General features: G+C 68.8%; 10 protein-coding genes. 7 read left to right on the top strand and 3 right to left on the bottom strand.

The window, feature by feature from the left end:
- The 6 genes from OG331_RS22455 to OG331_RS22430 all read left to right on the top strand — a co-directional run bounded on the left by OG331_RS22455 (nucleotide 1) and on the right by OG331_RS22430 (nucleotide 3,998).
- Nucleotides 1–798: a type III pantothenate kinase gene (locus OG331_RS22455; protein ID WP_406198969.1), complete on the top strand. Its 798-nt coding sequence runs from the start codon at nucleotides 1–3 to the stop codon at nucleotides 796–798.
- 424 nt (nucleotides 799–1,222) lie between these two features.
- Nucleotides 1,223–1,912, top strand: a complete 690-nt coding sequence (locus OG331_RS22450) for a hypothetical protein (RefSeq protein ID WP_406210200.1) — start codon at nucleotides 1,223–1,225, stop codon at nucleotides 1,910–1,912.
- A gap of 100 nt (nucleotides 1,913–2,012) precedes the next feature.
- On the top strand, nucleotides 2,013–2,192 hold the full coding sequence (locus tag OG331_RS22445; protein ID WP_328425066.1) for a hypothetical protein: 180 nt from the start codon (nucleotides 2,013–2,015) through the stop codon (nucleotides 2,190–2,192).
- Nucleotides 2,193–2,360: 168 nt separating this feature from the next.
- Entirely contained in the window at nucleotides 2,361–2,864 is a 504-nt protein-coding gene (locus OG331_RS22440; RefSeq protein WP_406198966.1) for a BlaI/MecI/CopY family transcriptional regulator, read from the top strand.
- 9 nt (nucleotides 2,865–2,873) lie between these two features.
- Nucleotides 2,874–3,437 (top strand): amino-acid N-acetyltransferase, encoded by a 564-nt coding sequence (locus OG331_RS22435; RefSeq protein WP_328425062.1) that lies wholly within the window; start codon nucleotides 2,874–2,876, stop codon nucleotides 3,435–3,437.
- A 225-nt stretch (nucleotides 3,438–3,662) separates the two neighbouring features.
- The gene (locus OG331_RS22430) at nucleotides 3,663–3,998 is read left to right on the top strand and encodes an Lsr2 family protein (RefSeq protein WP_328425060.1); all 336 of its coding nucleotides are present in this window, start codon (nucleotides 3,663–3,665) and stop codon (nucleotides 3,996–3,998) included.
- An 18-nt stretch (nucleotides 3,999–4,016) separates the two neighbouring features.
- On the opposite strand, the gene OG331_RS22425 is transcribed toward OG331_RS22430, so the two are convergent.
- Nucleotides 4,017–4,814: an SCO3374 family protein gene (locus tag OG331_RS22425; RefSeq protein WP_406198962.1), complete on the bottom strand. Its 798-nt coding sequence runs from the start codon at nucleotides 4,812–4,814 to the stop codon at nucleotides 4,017–4,019.
- Nucleotides 4,815–5,244: 430 nt separating this feature from the next.
- Between OG331_RS22425 and OG331_RS22420 the strand changes: the two genes are divergently transcribed.
- Nucleotides 5,245–7,770, top strand: coding sequence for an ATP-dependent Clp protease ATP-binding subunit (locus OG331_RS22420; protein WP_328880129.1), 2,526 nt, complete (start codon nucleotides 5,245–5,247; stop codon nucleotides 7,768–7,770).
- A gap of 86 nt (nucleotides 7,771–7,856) precedes the next feature.
- Here the strand turns inward: OG331_RS22420 and OG331_RS22415 are convergent, their stop codons facing one another.
- Nucleotides 7,857–8,498 carry an HAD family acid phosphatase gene (locus OG331_RS22415; protein ID WP_406198960.1) on the bottom strand — a complete coding sequence of 214 codons (642 nt, stop codon included), beginning with the start codon at nucleotides 8,496–8,498 and terminating at the stop codon, nucleotides 7,857–7,859.
- Nucleotides 8,499–8,632: 134 nt separating this feature from the next.
- Entirely contained in the window at nucleotides 8,633–11,728 is a 3,096-nt protein-coding gene (locus OG331_RS22410; RefSeq protein ID WP_406198958.1) for an NACHT domain-containing protein, read from the bottom strand.
- Nucleotides 11,729–11,869: the final 141 nt, after the last annotated feature.

The following is an 11,869-nucleotide window of genomic DNA, read 5'->3' as shown; positions in this document are numbered from 1 at the left end:
ATGCTCCTCACGATCGACGTAGGCAACACGCACACCGTCCTCGGCCTGTTCGACGGCGAGGACATCGTCGAGCACTGGCGCATCTCGACGGACGCCCGCCGCACCGCCGACGAGCTGGCGGTCCTGCTCCAGGGCCTGATGGGCATGCACCCGCTCCTCGGCGACGAGCTGGGCGACGGCATCGACGGAATCGCCATCTGCGCCACGGTCCCCTCGGTCCTTCACGAGCTCCGCGAGGTGACCCGCCGTTACTACGGCGACGTCCCCGCGGTCCTCGTCGAACCGGGCGTGAAGACGGGCGTCCCGATCCTCACGGACAACCCCAAGGAGGTCGGCGCCGACCGCATCATCAACGCGGTGGCGGCCGTCGACCTCTACGGCGGCCCGGCCATCGTCGTCGACTTTGGTACGGCGACGACGTTCGACGCGGTGAGCGCGCGCGGCGAGTACATCGGCGGTGTCATCGCCCCCGGCATCGAGATCTCGGTCGAGGCCCTCGGCGTCAGGGGCGCCCAGCTCCGCAAGATCGAGGTGGCCCGCCCCCGCAGCGTCATCGGCAAGAACACCGTCGAGGCCATGCAGTCCGGCATCATCTACGGCTTCGCCGGCCAGGTGGACGGCGTGGTCAACCGCATGTCCCGAGAACTCGCCGACGACCCCGACGACGTCACGGTCATCGCCACGGGGGGTCTGGCCCCCATGGTCCTGGGCGAATCCTCGGTCATCGACGAACACGAGCCGTGGCTGACCTTGATCGGCCTCCGCCTGGTCTACGAACGCAACGTGTCCCGCATGTGACCCCGCTGGCCCTGGGCGCCTGCTTCCCCCAACGGGCTGAATGATCTTGACCGGCGCTGAAAGGTGACCGGCGCAGCCCCCTACCGGTGTCGAGCGCGTACCCCCGCGGCGCCGCACCCGCGTACGGCGGCAAGGGGACGTGCCGGGGGGTGTCCGCCCGCAGTGGCCGGCGTCAAGAAACGGCACCCCTCTGCCCAACCCCAACCGCCGGTCCGAGGACGGACACCCCCCGGCACGGCCCCGACCCACCACACACCCGCAGGCGCTACGCGAACCCCCACCGAAACAGCCACAGGCCGCCGCAGGCATCGCACCCCCCGTCTCCCGAGTGGCTCCCACGCCACACCCACCCCACCTATGCCGCGTTTGTCTGATTAGCGCGTATCGTCAGCCCATGCCCACGCCATACGGATCCCGCGGCGCCATGGCGTTCGGCGCGGAGGAGCTGCGTGTGCTCCGTCGCGCTCTCGCCCTCGCCCTACACCCCAGCCCCGCCTCGGCCCAGGAGGTCCAGGACTGCCTCCGCCTCGCAGAGTCGCTAGACGAGGCAATGCGCGAGGGCGCCCGGCTGCGCGCCTTCCTGACGGCCGACCTCGCCCGCTACCGCGCCGCCCTCCCCGGCACCGCAGCCGGCTACCTCACCCTCCTGGAGGAGGCGCTCGCCGCCGGGCACCCCCCGACCGCCGAGGACCTCGCGGCCCTGCGCGCCCTGCGCGGCAACCCCACCGCGGCCGCCCTCCTCACCCGCTGCCAGGCACTGGCGGAACAGGACGTACAAGCCCGCCTCGCGCGCGACGCGGCCCGCCCGGCCACTCCTGCCAAGCCGGCCATCCCCGCGTCCCGTACGCACCTCCTGGCCCTCCCCGGAGGCCTCTCCGACGAGCGCCCCCGCCCCCCGATCGACCTCCCGGCGCAGGCAGCCGGCCAGGACCCCGCCCAGCCGCCCCGGAAGAAGCCGGCAGAAAAGCCGGCCACGCCCAAACCGGACCCCGGCCCCGAGCGCACACCCGCCCCCAAGCCGACGCGCCCCATCCCCACCCCCGGCGAGGTCTTCCCCCGCCGCAAACCGACCCCACCCCCCGCGAACCCGCCCCAGCAACTGGCCGCAGGCTGAGACGCGAACCACCCCACAACGCGACCACCCCACAACGCGACCACCCCACAACCTCCAACCCCCGCCCCACCCGCCCGCACCCCCTGGCTACCCTGGACGCATGGACTACGTCTCCGCACTCCTCCCCCCGGCCGTCATGGCCGTGTTCTTCATCGGTGTGATCAGGGTGATCGTGAAGACCCAGGGCGGAGCCAACAAGGCCAAGGAGGACGCGGCCGTGGACGCCGCCCTCGCGCGCGTGGAGGGCACCCGCCAGGCCTCGGCGACCCCGGACGCCTGACCCGACGGCGTACGACGGCGTACGACTCCAAGCTCACCGCTTTCCGAGTCGTACGCCCTTTTTCTTCCTGTTTGCCGGAGAAAGAGCACGTTCGGCACGCCAACACCAAGATCTCCCACTATTGTGCGAGCTGTGCCTCGCCCATTGGGAGAACTCGAAGACGCGGTCATGACGCGGGTGTGGAAGTGGAACCGCCCGGTGACCGTTCGAGAAGTCCTGGAAGATCTTCAGCAGGAACGGTCCATCGCGTACACCACGGTGATGACCGTTTTGGACAATCTCCATCAGAAGGGCTGGGTACGCCGCGAGTCGGAAGGCCGGGCCTATCGATATGAGGCGGTCTCCACCCGAGCCGCCTACGCCGCCGCCCTGATGAACGACGCCTGGTCGCAGAGCGACAACCCCGCCGCCGCACTCGTCGCCTTCTTCGGCATGATGAGCGAGGAACAGCGCCAGGCCCTGCGCAACGCCGTACGCATCGTCCAGGGCCCGGAAACGCCCGAACCCACGGAAGCACCGGATACACACCGCGTTACGGGCACCGATACCACCAGCACCGATACCACCAGCACCGATACCGGCGGCGATACCAGCACCGATACCGCCCCGGATACCCGTACCGATACCGCCCCCGAGAACCCCGCCTCGGCACCGGAGCCCGACGGGCGATAGCGTCCGCTCATGTCCGCAGAGAGCCACTCGGCCGAGAGCCCCGCGGCTCAGAGCCCAGAAGTCACCGCAAAAGCCATCACCGTCCGGCGGGCCCGTACCGGCGATGTCCCGGCGGTGCGTCGTCTCCTTGACGAGTACGTCCGGCGTCGCATCCTGCTCGACAAAGCCACGGTGACGCTTTACGAGGACATCCAGGAGTTCTGGGTCGCGGAACGGGACGACAACGGCGAGGTCGTCGGCGCCGGGGCCCTGCACGTGATGTGGGAAGACCTGGCGGAAGTCCGCACGCTGGCAGTGAAGCCCGGTCTGAAGGGCGCCGGCGTCGGTCATCAGTTGCTGGAGAAGTTGCTGCACACCGCGCGCTGGCTCGGCGTTCGCCGCGTTTTCTGTCTGACCTTCGAAGTGGACTTCTTCGGCAAGCACGGCTTCGTCGAGATCGGCGAGACGCCGGTGGACACCGATGTCTACGCTGAGCTGCTGCGTTCCTATGACGAGGGTGTCGCGGAGTTCCTCGGTCTCGAACGAGTGAAACCGAACACCTTGGGCAACAGCCGGATGCTTCTGCATCTGTGATCGTCACCCACTATTCCGGCGGGTGACCCTGCCCAGGTGCCCTATGTCCGAAACGCGCATGTTTCCGGACCGCAGTCGGCCTGTGAGTCTCTCCCGGGGGTTTGTGTTTTTCCAGCAAAAGCGGTTTGCTTTCCGACGTACTGCAGTACTGCATATAACAGGGGACGGCGAAACGGCGGACGCCGCAGACCCCAGGCCCTCAAGTTATCGATGAAAGGAAATCCGGTGGCACAGAAGGTTCAGGTCCTTCTTGTCGACGACCTCGACGGCGGCGAGGCGGACGAGACCGTGACGTTCGCGCTGGACGGCAAGACGTACGAGATCGATCTCACGACCGGCAATGCGGACAAGCTCCGCGGCCTTCTCGAGCCTTACGTGAAGGGCGGTCGTCGCACCGGAGGCCGTGCTTCGGGTGGGCGTGGAAAGGCGCGCGCCACTTCCGGCGGCAGCCAGGACACCGCGCAGATCCGCGCGTGGGCCAAGGAGAACGGTTACGAGGTCAACGACCGCGGCCGCGTTCCGGCGTCCATTCGCGAGGCATACGAGAAGGCCAACGCCTGATCCGGGTCGATGCCTGGTCTACGGACAGGCCGAAGGCTGCACGCACGCGCGTCGCAGTCCCAGGCGGTGGCAGTGCGTTGCCACCGTGCCAAGAACCCGCACGAGATCGGGGGCGCCCCCACCGCCCCCCAGTGCCGACAACGTCGGCAGCGAGGCGTCGACCTCGCCCCCAGGCTCGGGGGGCCGCAGCCACACGGCGGCCCCCTGCACGGCACCGGAGCGGTCCAGGGGAAGCGACCGCACTCCGCACTGCCCCGGCAGGCCAGGACGCCGTACGGCTCCCCCAGGTCCCGCATCGACGGGACACCGTACGGCCGCCGCTGCCGGCCCCGGGCCCGCTGAGACCGGCCCGGCTGCGAGATGCCGCACCAGCGCCGGTGACCCGAGAACAGCAAGCGGCCGCACGGCCGTGACGGGCCGCCTCTCGGGCGGCAGCGGCGCCTCCATGAGGTCGCCCTCACCCAGTGCCGTCAGGTCCAGGGGCAGCGCGCCCCACTCCAGCCAGTCCAGCACCCCCGGCACCTCCTCCGCGCTGCCCGCGGCCATGAGCAGCCGCATCCGGTCGCCCTGGACGGCCACCGGGGAGTCCGGTGCCAGATGGCGCAGGGCCGCGCGGCCCGCCTCGGTGGGGACGTCCAGGACGTCGAAGCGCAGGCCCACGCGAAGGGTCAGCGGGGTTCCGGGTGCGGCGGGCACCACCGGCCAGCCCAGTTCGTTCTCGTACCACCGGCGGACCTGATCGCTCGGATCGAGCGGCCGACGGGGGAGGGGGATCGAGGCGAGGTCCGTGTTGATCTTGGGGCGGGTGCCGACCATGCCAAGTGCAACCGCCGAATGGGCGTGCGGGTTACGCTGGGTGTTCCGGCGAATGCGCTGAGTGTCCGAATGGGGGGCGTGCGGGGGTGTGGGGTGGCGCAAGGTTGTTCGCCCGTAGCGGAGGGAACCGGGGGGCGCGGCATGGAGTGTCAGTCCCAGCGGGTAAGACATCCCTAGTGGGAGGGGGCGACACGCAGGCAAGGTGGTCTCACGTTCGCCATCGGCGTACTGATGGTGAGGGTAAGTGCCTGGCCTGCGGGAACATCGTCTCGCACCATCGGGTTGGAGCAGATGTCGGCGTTCGGGGTCAGGAGGCCATCGACGGTGTCGGCAGTTGGAATGAGCGGTCCCCGCTTGCGGGACTAAGCTGCGGAAGGACAGGGAGGGGAAGTTCCCCCCACTGCCTGACCGCTCTGAGGAGCGATTAACGATGTTCGAGAGGTTCACCGACCGCGCGCGGCGGGTTGTCGTCCTGGCTCAGGAAGAAGCCCGGATGCTCAACCACAACTACATCGGCACCGAGCACATCCTCCTGGGCCTGATCCATGAGGGTGAGGGTGTCGCCGCCAAGGCCCTTGAGAGCCTCGGGATTTCGCTCGAGGCGGTCCGCCAGCAGGTGGAGGAGATCATCGGGCAGGGGCAGCAGGCCCCGTCCGGGCACATCCCCTTCACCCCCCGTGCCAAGAAGGTCCTGGAGCTGTCGCTCCGCGAGGCCCTTCAGCTGGGCCACAACTACATCGGCACGGAGCACATCCTGCTCGGCCTGATCCGTGAGGGCGAGGGCGTCGCCGCCCAGGTCCTGGTCAAGCTGGGCGCAGATCTCAACCGGGTGCGGCAGCAGGTCATCCAGCTGCTCTCCGGCTACCAGGGCAAGGAGACCGCCACCGCCGGCGGGCCTGCCGAGGGCACCCCCTCGACGTCCCTGGTCCTCGACCAGTTCGGCCGGAACCTCACCCAGGCCGCTCGTGAGTCCAAGCTCGACCCGGTCATCGGGCGCGAGAAGGAGATCGAGCGGGTCATGCAGGTGCTGTCCCGCCGTACCAAGAACAACCCGGTCCTGATCGGTGAGCCCGGCGTCGGCAAGACCGCCGTCGTCGAGGGCCTCGCTCAGGCCATCGTCAAGGGCGAGGTGCCCGAGACCCTCAAGGACAAGCACCTCTACACCCTCGACCTCGGCGCGCTGGTCGCCGGCTCCCGCTACCGCGGTGACTTCGAGGAGCGCCTGAAGAAGGTGCTCAAGGAGATCCGCACCCGCGGCGACATCATCCTGTTCATCGACGAGCTCCACACGCTGGTCGGTGCGGGTGCCGCCGAGGGCGCCATCGACGCGGCTTCCATCCTGAAGCCGATGCTGGCCCGCGGTGAGCTGCAGACCATCGGTGCGACCACGCTGGACGAGTACCGCAAGCACCTGGAGAAGGACGCGGCCCTCGAGCGCCGCTTCCAGCCCATCCAGGTCGCCGAGCCGTCCCTGCCGCACACGATCGAGATCCTCAAGGGTCTGCGCGACCGGTACGAGGCCCACCACCGGGTCTCCATCACGGACGAGGCGCTGGTCCAGGCCGCCACCCTGGCCGACCGGTACATCTCGGACCGCTTCCTGCCGGACAAGGCGATCGACCTGATCGACGAGGCCGGATCCCGGATGCGCATCCGCCGGATGACCGCGCCGCCGGACCTGCGCGAGTTCGACGAGAAGATCGCGGGCGTGCGCCGCGACAAGGAGTCCGCGATCGACTCGCAGGACTTCGAGAAGGCCGCCTCCCTGCGCGACAAGGAGAAGCAGCTCCTGGCCGCCAAGGCCAAGCGCGAGAAGGAGTGGAAGGCCGGCGACATGGACGTCGTCGCCGAGGTCGACGGCGAGCTGATCGCCGAGGTCCTCGCGACCGCCACCGGCATCCCGGTCTTCAAGCTCACGGAGGAGGAGTCGTCCCGCCTGCTGCGCATGGAGGACGAGCTCCACAAGCGGGTCATCGGCCAGGTCGACGCCGTCAAGGCGCTGTCGAAGGCGATCCGCCGTACGCGTGCCGGTCTGAAGGACCCGAAGCGTCCCGGTGGCTCGTTCATCTTCGCCGGCCCGTCCGGTGTCGGTAAGACCGAGCTGTCCAAGGCGCTCGCCGAGTTCCTCTTCGGTGACGAGGACGCGCTGATCTCCCTCGACATGTCGGAGTTCAGCGAGAAGCACACGGTCTCGCGTCTCTTCGGTTCGCCCCCCGGCTACGTGGGCTACGAAGAGGGCGGCCAGCTGACCGAGAAGGTCCGCCGCAAGCCGTTCTCCGTCGTCCTCTTCGACGAGGTCGAGAAGGCCCACCCGGACATCTTCAACTCGCTGCTGCAGATCCTGGAGGACGGTCGCCTGACCGACTCCCAGGGCCGGGTCGTGGACTTCAAGAACACGGTCATCATCATGACGACCAACCTCGGCACCCGGGACATCTCCAAGGGCTTCAACCTGGGCTTCGCCGCCTCGGGTGACACGAAGAGCAACTACGAGCGCATGAAGAACAAGGTGTCGGACGAGCTCAAGCAGCACTTCCGCCCCGAGTTCCTCAACCGCGTCGACGACGTGGTCGTCTTCCCGCAGCTGACCCAGGACGACATCCTGCGGATCGTCGACCTGATGATCGGCAAGGTGGACGAGCGCCTGAAGGACCGGGACATGGGCATCGAGCTCTCCCAGTCCGCCAAGGAGCTGCTGTCCAAGAAGGGCTACGACCCCGTGCTGGGTGCCCGGCCGCTGCGCCGGACGATCCAGCGCGAGATCGAGGACTCGCTGTCGGAGAAGATCCTCTTCGGCGAGCTGCGTCCCGGTCACATCGTGGTCGTGGACACCGAGGGCGAGGGCGACACCAAGACCTTCACCTTCCGCGGTGAGGAGAAGGCGGCCCTGCCCGACGTCCCGCCGATCGAGCAGGCGGCCGGTGGCACCGGTCCGAACCTGAGCAAGGACGCGTAACCGCGCGCTCTGCTTGAACAAAAGGGGCTGCCCCGGGACTTGGTCCCGGGGCAGCCCCTTTTGCACACGGTTTTGCGCACGGTCCGTCAGGAAAGCTGCCCGTTGTAGTCCGGCAGCTTGTACGTCTTCTCGGCGTGGCCGCCCGACAGGTCGGTGGCGCTGTTGCCGATGTTCGCGATGATCGTGTAGCCCTTCTTCTCGATGTCGACGCGCTGGGCCGTCTTGTAGTCGCCGACGTTCTTGAAGAGGTCGAAGAAGCCGCGCACATACAACCCGGAGACCTCGTAACCGCGGTAGTCGAGGTTGTAGTCGGTCACCGAGTAGATGATGCCCGGGCGGGCGGTCACGAAGAACAGGGAGACGCCGTGCTCCTGGGCGTACTCGGCGACCTCCCGGACCGGCTCGTTGGCCGGCTGCGGGTAGCTGAAGCCGAAGTCCGTCTCCAGGGTGGTGTTGTCGATGTCGAAGACGATCGCCTGCTTCTCACCCGGCTTGGTGTTCGCGATCCGCTGCTTCAGGTAGGGCAGCGCCTGGTCCATCACCGCCTGGCAGTCGTTCTGCCAGGTGTTGTAGTCGACGTCCGCGGCGGTGGCCGTGGCAGTGGCGCTGGAGGTGCTCGTCGCGGTGGCCGGGGTCGCGGCGTCGGCGGGGGCCGCGAGGGCCACGAGGGCGGCCGCGGAGACGGTGCCGACCGCTATACGGCGTGCCCAGGGGCGGCGAAGCGTCATGTGTGGGGGTCCTCTCACGTCACGTGCGCTGTGTTGTTGTCGCGTGCATGTTCGTGGGTGGGGATGGCGTGAGGGGAAAGATAGGGTTACTGGGCGGTAAGTCGCTAGAGATGTGCGTCACTTAGTTCTGACGATCATTCATCGCTGTGCGGCGGGCCGGGTGCCACGAGGTGGATGCCGGCGGGGAGTTCGTGGGCGTTGAGAAGGCGTGCGGTGAAGGTGTTCACCCGTTTCAGCCGGGGGTGAGCGGCCAGTGGGGCCAGGTCGAGCTCCTCGGCGAAGTACACGTTCAGGCCGGTCATCTCGGGGAACACCGCGACGACATCCCGCAGATCGGCTGACGGAAGGTCCTGGACGACCAGGGCGACCGACCTCATCTTCTCCAGACGGATGCCGTTCGACGCGAGATCTGTGAGCTCGTCGAGATTCAGGAAAAGGCTGTCCAGTTCCGGCAGGGACGTGACGAACCGCCAGTTCTCCCGGCTGACGGGACTGTTCAGCATCAACCGGAGTTCGTTCAGTGACGGGAATTCGGCCAGCACGGAGAGGTCACGTGCGTTCTCAGGCAGGAAGAGGCATTCCAGAGGCGTCCCGGCGAGCGCGCGCAGTGAGCTGATGTCCTCAAGGGCGGGGAGGTTGTTCAGGACCAGCACGCCGAGAGGTATCCCGTGCAGTGAGGCGAGGGACGAGAGCTCCAGACAGTCCTGGAGATGGAGTCGGCGAAGATTCCGGTACGGCCCGAGGAAACTCAGGTCGGTGACGGAAGCATGCCGTAGTTCCAGGTTCCGGAGTTTCCGCTCGTCGAGACCGCTCCGGATCTGAGCGGGGCTGAGATCGCCGGACACCGTGACATCGGTGTAGCTCCCCAGCCGGCTGAGCGTGGCGAGCTCGTCCGGCGTACGGACGACGACGTCCGTCCTGCCCGCCTCCAGCAGGTGGCGGATGACCTCGTTCGCGTATGTGCCGGTGTCGAACCGGTCCCAGTGGTGGCCCAGTCGGTTACGGACCGCCCGGCTCTCGTGATCCCGGTAGCGCACCAGGACCGACAGCGCCGCATCCCCGCCGATCAGGCACGCGCTCTCGACGGTGTACACCGCGCAGGTCTCGTCCAGGCCCTCCGGACCCGGCAGCAGCTCGAGCACGATGGGACCGAGATCGGCCAGCTCCCGAGCCTCGGCCTGAGTGCGCGGCGGGATCAGCTTCCCCGCCCGTCTCTCCACTTCCGCCCGCACCCCGGGGTCCAGCTTCGGCGCGTGCTCCAGACAGGCCATGGCCAGCAGATGGAGCCGTCCTCGATGTCCCGGCTCCAGGTCTCCCCGCTGCACCAGCCCCGTCAGCAGCCGCCCCCGCTCGTCCGCCCGCGCATGAGCGACCGCCATCCTGATCACGTCCTCCCACTGATCCATGTGCGCATGGGCGACCAGGACGTCGAAGTCCCGCTCCTCCACGGCCGCCCGTGCCCCCAGGTAGTCCTGGAAGGTGCGGTGGACGAAGTCCACGGCATCGACGGCCGGTTCGCGCAGCAGGCCGCTGCGGACCAGCAGATGCCGGAGGATCTCCTCGGCCGGGCCCTGGGCGGCGACGTACGGCATCGAGGGCAGCAGTCGCTCCAACTGGTGGACGGCGTCCGCGCGGTCCATCTCCGCGCGGCCGTTGCGGATCAGCCAGTACGCGAGCCGTTGGAGCAACTCGACCTGGGACTCCTCGTCCAGCTCGACCGTCAGTTCGCGTTCGCGGTCCCGGCGTTCCAGGAGCATGGACAGGGCGGCGTCGTACAGTGCCTTGCGGCCGCGCGGCAGGAAGCCCCGGCGTTCGCGGTGCAGGGCGCAGATCAGGGCGCACATCAGCGGGTTGGTCGCCAGGCGTCCCAGGTCCTGCTTGGTGCGCATGGAGGACAGCAGCGCCTCGCCCAGCGCCGGGTCCGCGCCCGCAGACTCGTGCCAGCGGCGGACGAACACCGCGATGTTGTCGCGGCTCATGGGGGAGAGCGTGAGCTCGGTGAAGCCTTCGCCGGCCAGCCAGTCGTCCCGTACGGCGGACGGCCGCGAGGTCACCAGCCACAGGTTGCCGGGGAACGCTGCGAGGAGGTCGGCGAGCCAGCGCCGGGTACGGGCGCGTTCCTCTTCCGGGACCTCGTCGACGCCGTCGATCAGGAGCACTCCGCGTCCAGCGGCGAGCACGCGGTCCGCCCAACCGGGCGGCTGGGAGCCGGTGACCGGGCAGCCGACCGCGCTCAGGAAGTCGTTGGGGACGGGGAGGCGGGCGCCCGAGCGGGTGAGGGTGCGCAGCGGCAGGACGAAGGCCACGCGGCCCATGAGATGGGCGAGCCGACCGGTCAGCTCTTCCTGGCGGGCGGTGCTGACCGCCAGCCACTGCACCAGGGTGGTCTTCCCGGAGCCGGCCACTCCGCGCAGCAGCACGCGCTCGTGCCCCGCCAGGGCCTGTTCGGCGGGCTGGGGTGCGCAGGCGGGCCGGCCGAGCGCAGGCAGATCGTCCGGCAGCGCGCTGATCTCGGTGTCCGGCGCGGCCTCCAGGCTCAGGTAGGCCGTGTCGAGCGGCCAGTCGCGGCATTCGTCCAGGTCGATGCCGTAGATGGTGAGACGGCTGTGCTTCGTCGCGAGGTACCGCGCGTACTGCTGCTCGAAGGCCGCGTCCTGTGCCGTGCGCGAGGTGAGGCGATCCGCGAGGACGTCGGTGAGCCGGATCAGCTGGTCCAGCTGCCGGCTCTGCTCGACGAGGGTGCGGGGCACAAAGGTCGACCGCTGGGTGAAGAAGTGCAGGATGTGCAGGCAGGAGCTGTTGAGGAGGCGGAAGTAGAGGAAGGTCGAGTCGTAGCTGAGGTCCCGCACCAGCCGGTCGCCGCCCGCCTGTGTGTGCAGCTGCTCGGCCAGCGCCTCGTAGCCGAGCCGTACGGCCTCCACGTCGTCCAGGTCCAGATCGCCGAGCGCGTGCAGGGTCCGCTGCAAGGCGCCCGCGACCGCTGCCAGCTCCCCCTCGTCCAGGGGGGCCTCGCGCGTCTCGCGCGCCGCCCGTTCCACCAGCTCACGGACGAGCTTGCCCAAATCCCGCTCGCCGAGCGTCCGCTTCTCGCCCCGGAACGACACCAGGGCCGACAGCCGTACGGGCTTGCCGACCAGCCCTGCCCCCGGCCCTTCCTGGACGAACAGCCGCTTCACCAGCGGGCCCACCAGGCCGGACGCGAGCCTGCTGCCGATGACCGTCGGGTCCACGCGGCCTCCCCCTGAGCCCCTCGTCGGTAGGGGCAGCAGCGTAGTGCCCGTCACATTCCGGGGTCTTCCGATTGCATAGGGCGGTGACATGCCGCACAGGCGATTTGTCCGTTACTAGCGGGAATAGTGGAAACGGGGGTC

The organism is Streptomyces sp. NBC_01017, from assembly GCF_045162795.1.
In the GTDB taxonomy this organism is placed as follows: Bacteria; Actinomycetota; Actinomycetes; order Streptomycetales; family Streptomycetaceae; genus Streptomyces; species Streptomyces machairae.
This window is presented reverse-complemented; position numbering and strand designations above follow the sequence as displayed.

What these genes read in the sequence shown, in the direction of transcription:
- OG331_RS22455 (WP_406198969.1), top strand. Translation starts at nt 1, where the DNA reads ATGCTCCTCACGATCGACGTAGGCAACACGCACACCGTCCTCGGCCTG.
- OG331_RS22450 (WP_406210200.1), top strand. Translation starts at nt 1,223, where the DNA reads ATGGCGTTCGGCGCGGAGGAGCTGCGTGTGCTCCGTCGCGCTCTCGCC.
- OG331_RS22445 (WP_328425066.1), top strand. Translation starts at nt 2,013, where the DNA reads ATGGACTACGTCTCCGCACTCCTCCCCCCGGCCGTCATGGCCGTGTTC.
- OG331_RS22440 (WP_406198966.1), top strand. Translation starts at nt 2,361, where the DNA reads ATGACGCGGGTGTGGAAGTGGAACCGCCCGGTGACCGTTCGAGAAGTC.
- OG331_RS22435 (WP_328425062.1), top strand. Translation starts at nt 2,874, where the DNA reads ATGTCCGCAGAGAGCCACTCGGCCGAGAGCCCCGCGGCTCAGAGCCCA.
- OG331_RS22425 (WP_406198962.1), bottom strand. Translation starts at nt 4,814, where the DNA reads ATGGTCGGCACCCGCCCCAAGATCAACACGGACCTCGCCTCGATCCCC.
- OG331_RS22420 (WP_328880129.1), top strand. Translation starts at nt 5,245, where the DNA reads ATGTTCGAGAGGTTCACCGACCGCGCGCGGCGGGTTGTCGTCCTGGCT.
- OG331_RS22415 (WP_406198960.1), bottom strand. Translation starts at nt 8,498, where the DNA reads ATGACGCTTCGCCGCCCCTGGGCACGCCGTATAGCGGTCGGCACCGTC.